General features: G+C 37.5%; 10 protein-coding genes. 8 read left to right on the top strand and 2 right to left on the bottom strand.

Features of this window, described 5'->3' with window-relative positions; translation table 11 throughout:
* Positions 1 to 188 precede the first annotated feature (188 nt).
* The 7 genes from G9C87_RS12190 to msrA all read left to right on the top strand — a co-directional run bounded on the left by G9C87_RS12190 (position 189) and on the right by msrA (position 11,348).
* On the top strand, positions 189 to 2,384 hold the full coding sequence (locus G9C87_RS12190; protein ID WP_172281477.1) for a TonB-dependent siderophore receptor: 2,196 nt from the start codon (positions 189 to 191) through the stop codon (positions 2,382 to 2,384).
* Positions 2,385 to 2,719: 335 nt separating this feature from the next.
* Positions 2,720 to 4,876 carry a TonB-dependent siderophore receptor gene (locus G9C87_RS12195; protein ID WP_172281479.1) on the top strand — a complete coding sequence of 719 codons (2,157 nt, stop codon included), beginning with the start codon at positions 2,720 to 2,722 and terminating at the stop codon, positions 4,874 to 4,876.
* Between the two features lie 43 nt (positions 4,877 to 4,919).
* Entirely contained in the window at positions 4,920 to 6,122 is a 1,203-nt protein-coding gene (locus tag G9C87_RS12200) for a PepSY-associated TM helix domain-containing protein (protein ID WP_172281481.1), read from the top strand.
* Entirely contained in the window at positions 6,122 to 8,239 is a 2,118-nt protein-coding gene (locus tag G9C87_RS12205; protein WP_172281483.1) for a TonB-dependent receptor, read from the top strand. The genes G9C87_RS12200 and G9C87_RS12205 overlap by 1 nt, the downstream gene beginning before the upstream one ends.
* A 51-nt stretch (positions 8,240 to 8,290) precedes the next feature.
* Positions 8,291 to 9,502 carry a PepSY-associated TM helix domain-containing protein gene (locus G9C87_RS12210; protein ID WP_172281485.1) on the top strand — a complete coding sequence of 404 codons (1,212 nt, stop codon included), beginning with the start codon at positions 8,291 to 8,293 and terminating at the stop codon, positions 9,500 to 9,502.
* Between the two features lie 87 nt (positions 9,503 to 9,589).
* Positions 9,590 to 10,558, top strand: a complete 969-nt coding sequence (locus G9C87_RS12215; protein ID WP_172281487.1) for an ROK family protein — start codon at positions 9,590 to 9,592, stop codon at positions 10,556 to 10,558.
* A gap of 235 nt (positions 10,559 to 10,793) precedes the next feature.
* The gene (gene msrA / locus G9C87_RS12220) at positions 10,794 to 11,348 is read left to right on the top strand and encodes a peptide-methionine (S)-S-oxide reductase MsrA (RefSeq protein ID WP_172281489.1); all 555 of its coding nucleotides are present in this window, start codon (positions 10,794 to 10,796) and stop codon (positions 11,346 to 11,348) included.
* Between the two features lie 68 nt (positions 11,349 to 11,416).
* Here msrA and G9C87_RS12225 read toward each other — a convergent pair whose 3' ends face one another.
* Positions 11,417 to 13,183, bottom strand: a complete 1,767-nt coding sequence (locus G9C87_RS12225; RefSeq protein WP_172281491.1) for a RagB/SusD family nutrient uptake outer membrane protein — start codon at positions 13,181 to 13,183, stop codon at positions 11,417 to 11,419.
* A gap of 17 nt (positions 13,184 to 13,200) precedes the next feature.
* Positions 13,201 to 16,245: a SusC/RagA family TonB-linked outer membrane protein gene (locus tag G9C87_RS12230; RefSeq protein WP_172281493.1), complete on the bottom strand. Its 3,045-nt coding sequence runs from the start codon at positions 16,243 to 16,245 to the stop codon at positions 13,201 to 13,203.
* Between the two features lie 327 nt (positions 16,246 to 16,572).
* Between G9C87_RS12230 and G9C87_RS12235 the strand changes: the two genes are divergently transcribed.
* Complete coding sequence (locus G9C87_RS12235; RefSeq protein WP_172281495.1) at positions 16,573 to 17,640, top strand: phosphatidylinositol-specific phospholipase C1-like protein; 1,068 nt, start codon at positions 16,573 to 16,575, stop codon at positions 17,638 to 17,640.
* The last annotated feature ends 111 nt before the right edge of the window (positions 17,641 to 17,751 follow it).

Genomic DNA, 17,751 nt, shown 5'->3' on the forward strand with positions numbered 1-17,751 from the left:
TTTTTGCTCAAAATAAATAATCCATACAATTAAAAGCTTTTATCTGAGAAAAACATCGTCCCATCCGAACTAAAAAGTTATAAAAAGGCTTTTTTATTATCCTCTCAATAAGATTTACGTGATAAATATCAATATTATGATTTATTTAGAATAATTAAAAACAATATATTTGCAAAAAAATTGCTTTCATGAAAAATGTACTGATTGGTGTTTCAATGCTGGGCTCAATGTTAACTTTTGCACAAAAAAAAGACACGGCAGATACCAAAACCAAAAGTATTGATGAAGTCATCATTAGTACTTATATCAAAAAAGACAGTGACTATTCTAATAAAATGCCGTTAAAAGCTATAGAAGATCCACAGGTATATTCTTCAATTGATAAAGGTGTTCTGGAAAATCAATTATTATTTACCGTGGATGACGCATTCAGAAATGTCGCAGGTGCCCAAAAAATGTGGAGTGCTACCAACAGAGCCGGTGATGGCGGAATCTATCTTAACTTAAGGGGTTTTGTAGCCGGAAACTCTATCAGAAATGGAATGGTCGCTCCGATCACCACATCTATGGATGCTATTAATGTAGAAAGAATAGAGGTATTAAAAGGACCTTCTGCTACCCTCTTCGGGAGTAATGTAACTTCATATGGGGGAGTAGTAAACAGAATTACAAAAAAGCCTTTTGAAGAATTTGCAGGAGCAGTTTCTCTGGCTGGCGGAAGTTATAACTACTACCGGGTACAAGCCGATGTAAATACACCACTTACCAACGATAAAAAACTGCTATTCAGATTAAATACAGCTTATACCAATCAGGGAACTTTTCAAAGACCAAATGCAAAAAACTCCTTTTATGCATTTACTCCTTCCCTTACCTATCGCCCGACAGACAAACTAGAGATCAACGCAGAATTGGAAATGTTTGAGACTAATGCGTATCCTGAAACCGCTTTCTTTTTTTATTTTCCAAGTTCACAACTGGGAGCTGACAGCATGGATAAAATGGAAAAGCTAGGATATGATTACAAGCAAACATACACAGGGAATGATCTTAAAACAACAGCAAAAGCCAGAAATTTTTTCGGGCAGGTAAATTATAAGATCAATGATTTTATCAAATCCTCTACCAATGTAAGTACTTCCTATTCTTATTCTGACGGGTTCAATCCTTATTTCTACTTTGCTCCCAACCCCAATAATGGTTCAGAAATAGGAATTACTAGAGCCGATCAGTCTACCAAAGACAGTAAAAGAACATATTTCCAACTTCAGCAGAATTTCAATGCTGATTTTAAAATCGGAAGCGTAAGAAACAGAACCGTAGCCGGTTTTGATTATATGAGGATAAATGATAACCAATTCTTTATGTTCACAAATTTTGATTGGGTCCCATTTGGAGGAAATTATTCCAACATGAATGGTCAAACACTGAGCGAAATATATTCAAACCTTCAAAGTACGCAAGATTTTGAAAAAAACAATACCTATAAAAGTGCCGGTAAAAAAGATATCTATAGCGGCTATATTTCTAATGTAATTACTCCATTGCCCGGGTTAAACATCTTAACTTCATTAAGATATGAAAGTGTTGCTTATAAAGGTGGTATTATAGGACCAAATATTGCTTCTTCCTACAATCAGGGAGCATGGTCTCCAAAATTCGGAGTTGTCTATCAGATACTTCCGGACAAGTTCTCCGTTTTTGGAAACTATCAAAATAGTTTTTCAAGTAATGGTTATTATACCTCAGATAAAGCAGGAAACATCAATCTAGCTACTCCTGAAAGAGCCAATCAATTTGAAGGAGGAATCAAAACGAATCTTATAAAAGGAAGAGTTACTACTACTTTAAGTTATTATAATATCAAAGTAAAGAACACCCTTCTTAATACAGGTGAAATGACGGGAACCGGGCAGGCTGTACAAAACCAGGCCGGATCATTAACAAGTCAGGGTGTCGAATTAGAAGCCAATGCTTACCTGATCAAAGGTTTCTCTGTAATCGCCGGAGTAAGCTACAATGATATGAAATACACTGAAGCAGACAATACGGTTATAGGAAGAAGGCCGTCAACGGCATCATCTCCATGGTTGGTTAATTTTAATGCAAGCTATCAGTTCTTAGATGGAGGTTTAAAAGGACTTGGCTTTGGTGTAGGAGGTAATTACGCGAGTGATAATAAAATCGTAAACTCTACTACTATGGGAACATTTATACTTCCGAAATATCTGGTATTAAATGCCAATGCATTTTACGATACCAAGAAATTCAGAATAGGAGTTAAGGTAGACAATTTTACAAATGAGCATTACTGGAATGGATATACGACTGCAAACGCCCAGCCTTTAGCAAATATCCTGGGAAGTATTACTTATAAATTTTAATATCACTTTTACCTCAAAAGAAGCAAATTCTTCTATTTAAATTATAATTAGCATTACAATAAAAGCCATTTCATACTAAATGAAATGGCTTTTACTATTCTTTAAATAACATTTTTATGATAAATATCAATACTCTAATTTATTTAGAATAATTAAAAACAATATATTTGCAAAAATTTTTAGTTAACAAATTATAATCTACAGTTAGATCATAATCAATCGAGGCGCTGAAATATCAAGCCGGTATGTTCAAAAAGAACAACGGTGTTACCATCAATCGTCTGACTTATAAATTTTAACAAAATAATTCAACACACATAAGGATCTTATAAACAATGAAAAGAGTAATAATAGGAGCTGCTTTATTGTCAACTGTGATGGTATTTGCTCAGGAAAAAAAAGATACGATTAAATCAAACGATATTGAAGAGGTTGTAGTAAGCGGTAAGTACTATAAAAAATATGTAGAAAAGGAAGGTTCTTCTTCAATGCGTTTAGATGAAGCACTGATCAAAATTCCTCAAAACATTTCTATTATTACGAACAGGGCTTTAGAAGATCAGCAAGTAACCACATTAAGCGATGGTGTATTACGAAATGTTGCCGGAGCACAAAGGTTAGAACACTGGGGAGATATGTATACCAGAGTTAACATGAGAGGTTCAAGAGCAGCTGCCTTTATGAATGGGGTAAATGTCACTTCAAACTGGGGACCTCTGAGTGAGGACATGAGCTTTGTAGATCATATTGAGTTCATCAAAGGCCCTTCTGGTTTCCTGATGTCAAATGGTGAACCAAGCGGTATTTATAATATCGTTACCAAAAAGCCTACCGGGCAATCATTGAACGGAAGTGCCAGAGTAACGCTTGGAAGCTTTAATATGTACAGAGGAGAGACTGATATTGATACAAAAATTACGGATAAAGTAGCATTCCGATTGAATTTAATGGCTCAGAATAAAAAGAGCTTCAGAGACTATGAATTTAATGACAGGTACATTATCAATCCCTCATTAAAAGTAAACCTCACTGATAAAACAACTTTAACGGCAGAATACATTTATCAACGAGCTAAAATGTCTGAAGTTGGTTCTGCTTATGTATATAGTTTTGAAGGATATGGTACAAAACCAGTGGAATTTACAGTAACCGACCCTGGAATAGATCCTACTAAAATTACTAACAATACTGTAAACTTAAATTTACAACATAAATTTAACGAAAACTGGAAATTAACTACACAGTTAACTTATGTAAATGAGTATACTATGGGTAGTGATATCTGGCCAGGTAAATTTATATCTGACACTCAATTTATCAGAACACTCAATTTTTGGGAGGCAAGTAATGTAATGAAATTTGGACAGGCGTTTCTAAATGGTTATGTAAAAACCGGTCCTGTATCTCATAAAATTTTAGCAGGACTAGATTTGGGATCTAAAAAATATCTTGCTGATTGGTCAAGAAGTGGAGCATTAGATACAGAACAAAAACCATTTGATCTTAATTCTTCTACATACACACCACCTACCTCGTATCCTCATTTCGATAACCAAGGAAAATCTCTATTAGAAAGAGCCACACCATATGGAACAATTGAACAGGAGTATACAGGTGTTTATTTACAAGATGAATTGGGGTTCTTAGATGATGCTTTGAGATTAACTTTAGCAGCACGCTATACTAATGTTAAAGAAAATAGTTATGGAACAAAAACTGAAGCAAATAGGATTACTCCTCGCATTGGTTTGAGTTATTCCATAGATGCAAATACTTCAGCATATGCTCTATATGACCAAGCTTTTTCACCTCAGTCAGGATTATTCAGAGACGGAACTACAGCAAAACCAATCACTGGAAACAGTACAGAGATTGGATTCAAACGGGACTGGTTTGCCGGAAAATGGAATACAACTCTATCTTTATATAATATTAATAAAAATAATGCAATAGGAGGTGATCCTACTGATCCAACAGGAATTTTCTCAATCTTTCTTGGTAAAACGAGAGTACAAGGAGTAGAGTTTGATCTTAAAGGGGAAATTGTAAGAGGATTCAATGCAATATTTAATTATGCATTCACAGAAAATAAATTTACAGAAACAACACCATTAAGTAATAAGGGTGATAAAGTTCCTGGGTTTGCAAAACATACTGTAAATGGCTGGCTAAATTATACTTTCACACAAGGTGATTTAGAAGGTTTTGGGCTAAGCTTCGGAGGAACATTTCTGGGAGGAAGAAGTACATGGAATTGGGGAAGTACTAACGCTCCATTACAAATGAATGACTATCTTAAATTTGATGCAGGATTGTCTTGGGAAAATACAAAATTCAGAGTTGGTTTGAATGTATTTAATGTTTTCAACAGATATCTGTATAGCGGAAGCAGCATTAACTTTACGATGGTAGATAATACTCAACGAGGAGGTTATTATTATCAAGCTGAAGCTCCGAGAAATTTCAGACTTTCAATAGGGTATAAATTTTAAATAAATAAAGGTTAATCGGTTTTTTTCCGGTTAACTTTTTTCTATGCGTAAAAAACATCATCATAAGAAGAAACCATCCGCTACAAAAAAGTGGTCTGCCCAGCTGCATTTGTGGTTCGGCTTATCTGTGGGTTTGATCGTATTCATTGTTTCCCTTTCCGGAACTTTATATGTTTTTAAGGATGAAATCCAGAATATAATCCGAAAAGATGCTATAGAACTCAAAAGAGAAACCATCCGGGAACAACCTTTACCAATTGGTCTTCTCCGTGAAAAAGTAACATTGGAACTTAATGAAAAATATCCTTTGAGTTCTGTTGAGATCCCAATGGATAAAGGAAAATCTTATGGATTTTTATACTATAAAAAAGGGAAAAAGGGATGGAATTATTTTCAGGAAGTATTGATCAATAAGCAGGTTTTTGTTAACCAGTATACCGGTGAAATCCTGGCTGTTTATGATGAAAAATATGATGTCTTTACCATTTTAAAATATATTCACTGGAGTCTTCTTCTGAAATCGGATTGGGGAAAATATGTGGTGGGAATTCCGGTGGTTCTTTTTATTGTAATGCTGATCACAGGAATTGTATTATGGTGGCCTCAAAATAAAAAAGCAAGAAAAGGGCGCTTCTGGTTTAACTGGAAAAATGTAAAAACCTGGAAACGGAAAAACTATGACCTCCACAATGTTCTGGGGTTTTATTCCTCGTTTATTGCTTTACTTATGGCGATTACCGGTATTTACTTTACCTACCCTTACGTTAAAAATGCCTTCAATTTCACTTTATCCGGATCATTTGAACTTCCAAAAGAAAAGCAACCCAAGTCTCCGGATTCGCTACTGGCAAAAAACAATAGAGTTTTTGATCTGGCAGCCAATGAAACGAGAAAAATATATGCGTCTTCTTCAAGTTTCAGAATTCCTCTGAACGGAAAGAATAAAAAAGGAAAAGAACTGAAGAACATTCCGGTAACCATTTATCAGCAGGACGGAAGGTACAGCGAAAGAAATGTTCTGATATTCGATAAGTACTCCGGAAAACTATTGGCAAACCGACCTCATCAGAATTTATCTGCTGCAGAGAAATATTCCAATGCCAACTATGACATCCATACAGGTTCTTATTTCGGCCTGGCGGGAAAGATCATTTGGTTTATTGCAGGGCTTATCTGCACATCATTACCTGTCACCGGATTTCTGGTATGGTGGGGAAAAAGAAAGAAACAAGGGAAAAAAATATAATGAAAAAAGCTTTTTTATCAGTAGCATGTCTGGGAACAGTGACTGCTTTTGCACAAGTTAAAGATACACTACAAACCAGGAATGTTGAAGAAGTTGTACTTACAGCTTCAAGAAAAAAAGAAAATATCAAGGAAGTTCCTAGCTCTATTACCATTGTCGGGGAAAAGCAGGTACAATCTCAATTGACGGTTAATTCGGATATTACCAGTATCCTTCAATATACTGTTCCGAGTTTGGGACCAAGTTCGGGACAAACTTCCAATTCAGGACAAACCCTCCGAGGCCGCCAGGTATTGGTACTTATTGACGGGGTTCCTCAGTCTACTCCACTTAGAAACGGAGCAAGGGATATAAGATCTATTGATCCGTCGGTTATTGAAAGGATCGAGGTTATTAAAGGTGCTTCGTCCATATATGGAAACGGAGCGGACGGAGGTATCATTAATTATATTACCAAAAGAAGCAGAGCGGATCAAAAGATTTCAGGTCTTTCACAGATCGGAATTACAGGTCAGCCTTATGGCGGGACATTAGGATTCAGGGCAAGCCAGCTTTTATCCGGAAAGATCACAGACAAATTTGATTATGTGGCCTCATTGGCTTACGAAAGAACGGGATACCTGAAGGATGCTGACGGTGTAAACCTCAGCCCTACCTACAGTACGGCAAAAATGGACAATTACAACGGAATGCTGAAACTGGGATATAACTTGACCCCTAATCAAAGAATTGAGGCTTCATATTTAGGATATGCTTCGAAATCAGATCTGGATTTAGGATTAAAAACCGGAAAATACGGAGTTACTCCAACAATCGGTGAAGGAAGGGGGAAAAATCTTGAAACTACTCCACAGGGGACACCAAGAAACCATAACTATAAATTAAGCTACGATAATAAAAACCTGTTTGATGGGACATCATTAAATGTAAACCTTTATTATCAGGACTTCAGAACAGTGTACGGATACAGTGATACATTCCTGAACGGAGGGCAGTCCAACGTTATTTCCAAGAAAAAAGGTGCCCGTATTAATCTTGATACTCAATTGTGGAATACGAAAAACTCCCAGGCAGAAGTTATTTACGGAGTTGATATACTTAATGATCAAACCGTACAGAAGCTTGAAGATGGCCGTTACTGGACTCCGGACATGGACATGACCAATATTGCTCCTTTTGCGCTTATCAAAATAGATCTCTTAAAAAAGCTTACCATTAAAGGTGGTGTCCGTTATGAGAATATAAAAGTTAAGGTAGGAGATTTCAATACTCTCTCATCCATTAAAAATGACGGCACATTCACAAAAAGTATTTTTGTTACCGGGGGAGACTTAAAGTACAACGCCTTTGTAGGGAACATTGGGGTGCGTTATAATATTGAAGATTATATCAATTTATTCGGAAGCTTTTCACAAGCCTATTCCATTAATGAACTGGGCCGGATCCTCAGGACATCTACGGAAGGAACTATACAAAACCTTGAAACCAAACCTATTATTGTTAACAATTATGAATTGGGTGCCACAGGTCAGATTTCCAAATGGATCAATTACGAAATTACATCTTATGTAAGTACCTCAAAATTAGGAGCTTCATTTGTTCAGAGCCCGGACCGTGCTTTAACCATTCAAAGGTCTCCCGAAGTGGTATATGGAGTAGAAGGATTTTTACATTTCACGCCTACCCGATGGATTAATTTCGGTGGAAGCTACAGCTGGATGGAAGGCATTACTTCTATAAAAAATGACGGGGATTATTCTGCAAAAATCAACAACAGCAGAATTTCTGCTCCGAAGGTCCTGGCTTATGTTCAGGTAAGGCCTGTGAAGGCATTATCTTTAGGACTTGATATGCTTCACGCCTTTAAACAGGACAGGTTCGAGCCTAATACAAAAACAGGATTATATGCTTACGGTGAAGGTCGGGTTCCGGATTACACTGTTTTCAATTTTAAGTCCAGCTATGAAGTCAATAATAACTGGAAAGTTTCTTTAGGAATAGAAAACCTTTTCAATAAACTCTACCAACCTTCTATCGCATGGTGGTCTGCAAGAGATAGTGACTTCATCAATTCTTTAGGAATGAGAGGAACTTTCATGATCGAATATAAATTTTAATTAATCTAAATAAAAGTTAAGTGTTATCTTTGCACGACTTTCTGTTACGATATGAAGAAGAAACATCACCATAAAAAAAAGCCGGGATTTTTTAAAAAGTGGTCTGCTAAACTGCATTTGTGGTTTGGGCTGGGAATCGGTTTTTTAATTTTCATTATTTCCATCACCGGAGCATTATATGTTTTTAAGGATGAGATTGAAAACGTTACCCGAAAAGATGTTATCTATCATAACGAGCAAAATATAGATCAAAAACAGATCCTGCCGATCAGGGTGCTGGAAAAATCAGTTACTGAACAGGTAAAAGAGAAATATCCGGTTCACTGGGTTAACATTCCTGTTGATAAGAAGATGTCATACATTTTCTATTGGTACGAACACAACACCGATGCCTGGAATTACTTTGACGAATATCCTGTCTATAAAGCGGCCTACGTAAATCCTTACACCGGAAAAGTTTTAAGAACGTATGACGAAAAAAACGGATTCTTCCAGATCGTAAAAATGATCCACTGGAGCTTTTTACTGAAACAGGACTGGGGAAAATACCTTGTTGGGATTCCCGTTATTATATTCGTCATCATGCTGATTACGGGGATCGTACTGTGGTGGCCTAAAAATAAAGCGGCGAGGAAACAACGTTTTTCTTTCAAATGGAAAAATATCAAAAGCTGGAAGAGAAAGAACTATGATCTTCACAATGTATTAGGTTTTTACGCCTCCGTTTTCGCTTTAATATTCTCTATTACCGGTTTATTTTATGCCTTCTTTTTTGTTCAGGCAGCAATCTATGTGATCTTTTCAGGAGGAAGTACTGTTTATCCTGATTTTTCCCATATCAAGACAAAGGCCCCGATAGAGCAGAGAACAGAAACCACACTCGATAAAATAAGCAATACTGTTAAAGAGAAATATCCGGATTCCTTTGGTTTTTCTATAGATCTCGGTCACGAACATATGGATGATCACGAGCATCCTAATTTTGAAGTATACGTAAAGCACCTATCCTATTCTTATCATAAAAGCAGCAGCTTAATTTTTGATGAAAACTCAGGTGAACTTCTTCACACTCACGATCCTAAAGACAAAAATTTCGGAGAAAAAGTAGTGGGAGCAAATTATGATATCCACGTCGGATCCATATTGGGGTTTCCTACAAAAATTATTGCCTTTGTTGTAAGTCTCATATGTGCCTCATTACCAGTGACTGGCTTCCTCGTATGGTGGGGAAGAAGAAAAAAGAAAACACCCAAAACGGCCTGAAAACTTTTTTTAATAAATTCTTCGTTAATAATCCATTAATACAATCTTTTTTATAATTTTAACCCTTTAGAATTATTAGAATAGAAAATGTCATTAATAGATTTATCAAAACATGTTGCCATAGGAATTGATATTGGTGGTACCAATACAAAGTTTGGAGTGGTAAACCACAGAGGAGAGGTTCTTGAAAAAGGGCATCTGAGAACGGATGAATATGAAAAGGTTGAAGATTTTATCGAAGCCCTGCATGAAAAGGTTCACCCTCTGATTGAAAAGTACGGCAATGAAAAAAATTTCGATGGCATTGGTGTAGGTGCTCCTAACGGGAACTATTACACCGGAACCATAGAGCAGGCTCCCAATCTTCCCTGGAAGGGAGTTGTTCCTTTTGCTGAATTAATGACAGCCAAATTCAATCTGCCTTGTACCATTACCAATGATGCTAATGCTGCAGCTTATGGTGAAATGCTTTTCGGAGCAGCAAGAGGAATGAAAGATTTTATCATGATCACTTTAGGGACAGGCGTAGGAAGCGGTATCGTAGCCAGTGGAAAGCTGATCTACGGACATGATGGTTTTGCCGGTGAACTCGGACATACTATTGTGAAACCGGGAGGAAGAAAGCATTGGAGTACCGGTTCTGAAGGAAGTCTTGAGGCGTATGCCTCCGCCACAGGAATTGCAATCACTGCTAAAAAAATGAGGGCTGAATTTCCTGAATCCCTGTTGAACCAGTATCCTGAAGAGGCGATCAATTCTAAAACGGTTCATGAATGTGCACTAAAAGGAGATCCTATTGCTATCGAAGTATTCAGATACACGGGACAGAAATTAGGGGAGGCATTGGCTAATTTTGTTATGTTCTCATCTCCTGAGGCGATTCTTTTATTTGGTGGAGTTATTAAAGCCGGAGATTTTATCCTGAAACCTGCAAAACTTCATATGGAAAGAAACCTTCTTTCGATTTTCAGAAATAAAGTTAAATTGGTTTTCAGCGAACTTGATGAAGCGGATGCTGCTATTTTGGGGGCAAGTGCCTTGGTTTGGGAAAAATAACCTGACGCTATTTAAAGATATAATCAAGCATCCTTTAAGGGTGCTTTTTATTTTGTCTTATATTATCCGGAATATTTGATTTTCGGCTCGCTGCAAATCACGAGCAATATGTACAAATTCTCATGACAGTTCCCGTAAAAAATGAAAAAGTTTTTCATATTTTTGATTAGCTTTTTGATATCCTTTATAGTATAGGATAGATAAAGAAACAGGTAATTCAAACAATCAACCTACAATGGATAACAATAATTTAGAACAGATTACTTTCGGCGGTGGATGCTTCTGGTGTGTAGAAAGCTGTTTCAACATGCTAAAGGGTGTAAAATCTGCAATTTCAGGCTATTCAGGAGGACATAAAGAGAATCCGACCTACGAAGAAGTATGTACAGGAAATACAGGTCATGCAGAAGTAGTACAGATCACTTATGATCCTAAGATCATTTCATACGAACAATTGATGGATGTATTCTTTTTCCTTCATGATCCTACACAGCTTAACAGACAGGGAAATGACATCGGAACACAATACCGTTCTGTTATTTACTATAAAGATGATGCGGAAAAGCAAAAAGCAGAAGAAGCCATCAGGGTATCTGAAGCATCAGGGAGATGGTCCGGAGAATATGTTACCGAATTAACGAAATTCGATAAGTTCTGGCCTGCTGAGCAATACCACCAGGGGTATTACAATGAAAATCCTACACAACCTTATTGCAGTGCTGTGGTAGGCCCTAAAATTCAAAAATTCAAAAAACATTTCGGAGAACTGAACATGTTGAATGCTGAATAAAAAAATAAAGCGAAGAGAATAATCTCTTCGCTTTTCTTTGCAGAAAATAATCATTTATATGAGAAAAACTAGTAGCCCGGATTCTGTGTAAAATCATTTGATGCATCAAGTGTTGCCTGAGGAATCGGGAAAATTCTTCTGTAAGGTTGGGACGCTGACTTAGCCGTTCCCGGAAGATCGAATTTCCCAAATCTTATCATCGCTTTCCTTCTGTACATCTCCCAATACAGTTCATAGCCGGACTCTTTAAATAAAGTATTTGCATCAAGAGAAGCAATCGCAACACCCGGAGCATTATTGTATAAAGATTCGCGGGTCCTGCTGGTTCTTAATTTATTAACATCGGCTAACGCTGCTGCTATATTTCCATTTCTGAAATAGGCTTCTGCACGCATCATATAGATTGTTCCCAATCTGTATAATGGGACGTCCATTCCGCTTGTTCCGTTGTTTCCATAGCCCGGATCAAATTCAAATTTGAAATTTCTTACTCCTCTGTTGATCTGCGCCTGCGTAAATACAGCCTCAGAAGGGTTATCAAAATTCAGTTCAGGAGTGAAATCTGCAGCAAGCGTTGTGTTTTTTTCTGTAAACAACTTAAATACTTTAATTCTTCCATCTGCGGTCATATCGAAATTTCCATTTTGAAGAATTTTAGGCCCATATTGCTGACCCACCTGCAGTCCTCTGTTAAAATGAAACCATGGTTTTCCTGTTCCTTCCACTTTACTTGTTGAAGGCACGCTCACATCAGTTCCGTCATTTCTGAACCATGTTCCGTCTTCATACTGATAGGTTCTTTGAAAACGGGGGTCATCATGATTCCCGTTCCATGAGTAATAGAATTCAGGAGTGACACATGATGCATTTGTTCCTCTGTTATCCGGTGAAGGCTTCTGGCTCCTTTCCATTGACATATACGCTAAATCGTTATCCGAACCCTTGTCTGAACTGGCTATTTTTTTCTGAACAATAGTAAAGATCATCTCCTTGCTCGTATCATTATTGATATCAAAATTGTGAAAATAATTAGACTCTAAGCTAAAGTTGGGATTATTAATCAACAAGTTACAATATTCAATCACTTTATCCATATCATTTCCTCCCCCATTTACAGCCTGCTCTGTAAAATTGAAAGTACCTGCCGTTTTGTTTTTTAAAACCGCCCTGTTCAGGTACATATCTGCTAAAAGTGCATAGGCTGCTTGCTTTGTAAACCTTCCTGCATGGGTATTCTGAGTTTTAATATCTGCTAAATTGGGAATAAGCCCTGTTACTTCAGTGATTAAAGCATCAATTGTAGTATCTGCCTTTCTGATCACAATCGGGGCATTGATATTATCCGGATCCCTATAAGGAGCTTGTCCAAATAAATCGATGGTTGTATAAGTATAATATGCCAATAATCCTTTTGCTTCTGCTAAAAATAATGCTTTATTGGCTCCTGTACTTTTGTTAGCGCTCGATATTGCCGTTAAAGATTTGGTAATCCCGAAGTTCAGCTGGTTCCATGTCGTTTTAACCACGTCACTGTTGGCATCCCAAGTAAATTCGTGCATAGCTCTCCACTTTCCTCCGTCTCCCCAGTCACTTCCTCTCGTAGGAAGAATGGCCTCATCTGTAGAATATTCCTGCAATGCAAAAACACTTCCATGGTCTACAAAAGTTCCTTCACCAAGCTGGCTGTAAGCAGCAGCCAAAGCAGCCTCTGGATCTGCAACTTCAGAACCCAGGACCTCATCGATTACTTTTTCATCCAGATTTGTACATCCCATTAAGGCCATTGCAGCAATGGATAAAATTATTTTATTAATATTTAAAAAATTAGATCTCATGATTTCTTTAACTCAAATTAAAATTTAACAGTTGCCCCCAAAATGAATGTTTTGGCAGACGGATATGTTGTATAGTCGATTCCCAGAGACTGGTTCCCTCCTACTTGTTTGTTCGTATCAACAAGAGGATCATATCCCGAATAACTGGTGATGGTAAATAAATTTTGTGCGCTTACGTAGAGATTAATGCTCTTTAAAAATTTCAGTTGTCCCATGTCGAAAGTATATCCTAGCCTTACGTTGTTCAAACGAAGGAAATCGGATTTTTCAAGATACAAAGAGGACAATTGGGGCTGATTGGTGAAACTTACTCCCGAATCGTAGAAATTTTTCAAAACGTTCCTGTCTGAGGCTAGGTTATTGATATTCAGGTCAAGCGCCGTATTATTAACGAGATAGCCTCCGGTTTGTCCGATGAAAGAGAATGCAAAATCAAATCGCTTGTATTTCATATAAGAATTGATCCCGAAGGTAAAATTGGGTATAGCTCCTTCGAAAATTTTTCTGTCATTCTGATCGATTCTTCCGTCCCCGTTAATATCTTCATAGATATATTTTCCGTTGGCATCAACACCGAGATAATTCAACATATAGAAAGAACCCGCCTCATACCCGTTTTTGTAAATATTCGCCGTTACCCCGGAAAGCCCCGGTCCCGAAACTTCACCGGAGTAAATCGCTGATACCGGAAGATTTTTTACAACATTGTTCACTGTCGCCCCGTTCACATCAAGGTTCCATGTAAAATTTTCATTTTTGATGATCTCTGAACCTAAGCTGAATTCAAAACCTTTATTGACAATCTGCGCATCAACATTCTTCCAAACAGTGCTTGTTGGGCTCAAAGGTCTTGAAGGAATATTTAAAATAGGATCTTTCGTCGTCTTATGATAATATTCCAATGATCCGTACAATTTATTTTTCCATAAACTGAAATCTGTCCCAATATTGGTCTGCTCCACAACTTCCCATTTCAGGTCAGGATTTACCGTTCTGTTGATGGCCACTCCGTTGATCAGATTTAAGTTATCATACAGATAATATCCCGCAGCTTGTGTTAATGAAGAACTCGCTTGTGTAATTTTGTTCGGAACTTCCTGGTTACCGGTTTGTCCCCAGCTACCTCTTAATTTTAATTCATTGATGATCTGAGAGTCCTTTAAGAAATTTTCATTGGAAACCGTCCACCCCACCGCAAATGAAGGGAAATATCCGTATTTATTATTTTTACCAAAACGAGTGGAACCGTCTGCTCGTAATGAAGCTGTTAGTAAATACTTTTTATCAAAATTATAATTTACCCTTCCGAAATAGGACTGCAATTCATTTTCCTGCGCATATCCCGCTCCGGGAATAAATGCCGTTCCTGAATATCCCGGATTAATTTCCGGTGCAATTCCCGCTCCCTGAGCAGCAATATCCTTTACTCCGAAATAAGTTCCTGTAGATTTGAATTTCTGATATGAAAAACCTCCCAGCAAACTGAAATTATGCTTATTTAAACTAAGATCATAGGTTAAGTAATGTTCCAACAGAATATTATAAGAATCAAGATTGGCCTGAACATACATTCCTTTGGGAGTTCTGTCGGTAATATTCGGATACATAGTGGTGTTTCTCTCCGACATTGTTTTATCGATCCCTAAATTGAATTTATAATTCAATCCCGGCAAGATCCTTAAAGTTGCCTCTGTATTTCCTAAAACCCTGAAGGTATTGGTCTTGTCATTATAAACACTTAACAGATATAATGGATTATAATGAGCGTTCATATTAAAATTAGTGAAGTTCCCGTTTTGATCATAAACAGAACGGGTTGGGTTCGCCATCAGGGCATGAATAATGACTTGACCATCCGATCCTGCATTACCTCCGTTCGGGATTCCTGTTTCCCTGATGTCACTTGCCGTAAGGTTTACTTTAACCTTTAGCCTTTTATTGTCAAAAAAAGACTCTTCTGCATTCAGACGGGCAGTTGTTCTTTTAAAACCACTGTTGAGAACAATACCGTCCTGATCCATGTGAGAAATGGAAGCAAAATAATTTCCTGTTTCCGTAGCTTTTGAAAATGATACCGAGTGATTCTGAGACACCGCGTTTCTATAGATCTCATCCTGCCAATCCGTATTTCCTCCGTGATCATAAAGCTTATCAACTCCGGCAGCTCTGTACTGATCTGCCGTTAGCAGATCCAGCTTCTTAATAACAGAAGAAAAACCAAGATAGGTATCATAGGTAAACATAGGTTCTCCTCTCTTTCCTCTTTTCGTGGTGACCAAAACAACTCCGTTCGATCCCCGGGCTCCATAAATGGCAGCAGCCGAAGCATCTTTTAAGACGGTGATTGATTCGATATCACTGGTATTCAGAAAGTTTAACGGATTTTTTGCCTGTGCATTTCCTAAACCTACATTCGGGCTTGTTGCACTCACCGCATCATTACTTAAAGGAACACCATCTACAACAAATAAAGGAGTACTACCACTCCTTATTGAACCAATCCCACGAATAGACACGTTCACTACGGCCCCCGGTTCACCGCTTGACTGAACTATACGAACACCGGCAATCTTTCCCTGCATCAGGTTATCCACAGAAATGTTCATTCCTTCTTTGAAGTTTTCAGCCTTCAACTGGCTGACAGCTCCTGTTAAATCAGATTTTTTCTGGGATCCATAACCTACTAAAGTTACCTCTTCGATAGAAGTTGCTGCTTTTTTGGATTTTAACCGTACAGAAACAGAAGTTCCGTCGATCTTTATCTTCTGAACTTCATAACCATCATAAGAGACTGATAATGTTTGTCCGATAGAAGCAGAAATGCTAAAATTTCCTGAAGCATCTGAGATGGCTGTGGCTCCCGTTTCTACAACCATAATTTTTGCCCCCTCAACCGGTGATCCCTCCTGATCCAGAACAACTCCGGAAATCGTCTCATTTACCTGCGAGTAAACAGGGCTAATGGTCGTAAACCCCTCTGCATTGGCCTGATTGGCCACCAGAAAGATTAACGCTATTGGAATTAGCTTTTTAAATTTAAAAAAATTAATTTTGTGGTACATATCATTAAGTAAATTGTAATAAACATTTGCTTAGTAAAAAGCCGCTGTTGTTCCCGCAACAGTGGTTTTTTTTTAACTCTTTTCACAGCTTATTTTCGGCATACAAAGTAAATTCATTTCCCCAAAAACTATTTTAACATAATATTATCTTAAGATCAACAAAATATAAATATCCCAAAATGAGAAAATAATATCGTTTTAACTTTCAGAGTCTTACAAACAGTATCTTTTACCGTATTTACATAATCTTAAAAATTTATTAACATAATATATAAATTATCTAAGGACAAGAGTCGCTAATTTCGCCATGACAAAATTTGAGTTATTATGAAAAAGGCTGCCGTTTTTCTGTTATCCTTATCGCCCTATTTTTTGCTATGGGCACAGAGACAGAATCTGGATAATGTAAAGATGAATGAAATCCAGGTGATCGGCTCCCATAACAGCTATAAGAAAGCAATCCTTCCTGAGGTTTATGATTTTCTGGCAAAAAAAGATTCATTACATTCCCTGCCTAAAATTCAATACGAGCATATCGCGATCCCGGAACAGCTGGATTTAGGATTACGGAACCTCGAACTTGATGTGTATGCAGACAGCAAAGGCGGAAAATATGCCCACCCGAAAATTTTAGATCTTGTCAAAACAAAACAACCTTTTGATCCGGAAGGGAAAATGAAAAAGCCGGGATACAAAATGATCCATATTACGGATATTGATTATCAGACCTGGTATTACACACTTGAAGAGTGTTTAAAGGATCTTAAAAAATGGTCCGATGCACACCCTGATCACGACCCTATATTCATTACCCTGGAACCTAAAGATGGCAGAGCCAACACATTCGGAACCGAACCGGAGCACTATACAAGCCAATTATTCGATGACCTTGATAACGAGCTTAAAAAGTACCTCGGTAAAAACAAGATCATCACCCCGGATGATATTCGCGGATCCTATACCACATTGAACGAAGCAGTCCTTCACAAGAACTGGCCGACCGTAAAAAATGCCAAAGGAAAGTTTCTTTTTGTGCTGGATAACGACGGAGAAAACAGGGATCTCTATATCAAGGGACACGCTTCTTTATCGGGAAGAATGATATTCACTAATTCAGTACCCGGAACCCCGGAAGCTGCAGTATTGTTCAGGAATGATCCCGGTCCTGAAATCCGGGAACTCGTACTAAAAGGATACATTATCCGCACCAGGGCAGATGCAGATACTATGGAAGCGAGAGCCGGGGATTATTCAAGGTTTGAAAAAGCCAAAGCAAGCGGGGCACAAATAATTTCAACAGATTATTACTTACCCAGCAGTCTTTTTAAATCAGATTATAAGGTAAGTTTTGAAAACAATACTTATGAAAGAAAAAATCCGGTAAACGGACAATAATTACACACGTTCACATTCATATCAAAGAAAAGCAGTCTTAGCATAAGGTTGCTTTCTTTTTATTTTAAAAGATCTTTTAATAACGAAGGTTTGAGAAGCACGATTTAGTCA

Source organism: Chryseobacterium sp. LAM-KRS1 (assembly GCF_013184525.1).
In the GTDB taxonomy this organism is placed as follows: domain Bacteria; phylum Bacteroidota; class Bacteroidia; order Flavobacteriales; family Weeksellaceae; genus Chryseobacterium; species Chryseobacterium proteolyticum.

Excerpts from the sequence above, each read along its gene's own strand:
- G9C87_RS12190 (WP_172281477.1), top strand. The coding sequence starts at position 189 with ATGAAAAATGTACTGATTGGTGTTTCAATGCTGGGCTCAATGTTAACT.
- G9C87_RS12195 (WP_172281479.1), top strand. The coding sequence starts at position 2,720 with ATGAAAAGAGTAATAATAGGAGCTGCTTTATTGTCAACTGTGATGGTA.
- G9C87_RS12200 (WP_172281481.1), top strand. The coding sequence starts at position 4,920 with ATGCGTAAAAAACATCATCATAAGAAGAAACCATCCGCTACAAAAAAG.
- G9C87_RS12205 (WP_172281483.1), top strand. The coding sequence starts at position 6,122 with ATGAAAAAAGCTTTTTTATCAGTAGCATGTCTGGGAACAGTGACTGCT.
- G9C87_RS12210 (WP_172281485.1), top strand. The coding sequence starts at position 8,291 with ATGAAGAAGAAACATCACCATAAAAAAAAGCCGGGATTTTTTAAAAAG.
- G9C87_RS12215 (WP_172281487.1), top strand. The coding sequence starts at position 9,590 with ATGTCATTAATAGATTTATCAAAACATGTTGCCATAGGAATTGATATT.
- msrA (WP_172281489.1), top strand. The coding sequence starts at position 10,794 with ATGGATAACAATAATTTAGAACAGATTACTTTCGGCGGTGGATGCTTC.
- G9C87_RS12225 (WP_172281491.1), bottom strand. The coding sequence starts at position 13,183 with ATGAGATCTAATTTTTTAAATATTAATAAAATAATTTTATCCATTGCT.
- G9C87_RS12230 (WP_172281493.1), bottom strand. The coding sequence starts at position 16,245 with ATGTACCACAAAATTAATTTTTTTAAATTTAAAAAGCTAATTCCAATA.
- G9C87_RS12235 (WP_172281495.1), top strand. The coding sequence starts at position 16,573 with ATGAAAAAGGCTGCCGTTTTTCTGTTATCCTTATCGCCCTATTTTTTG.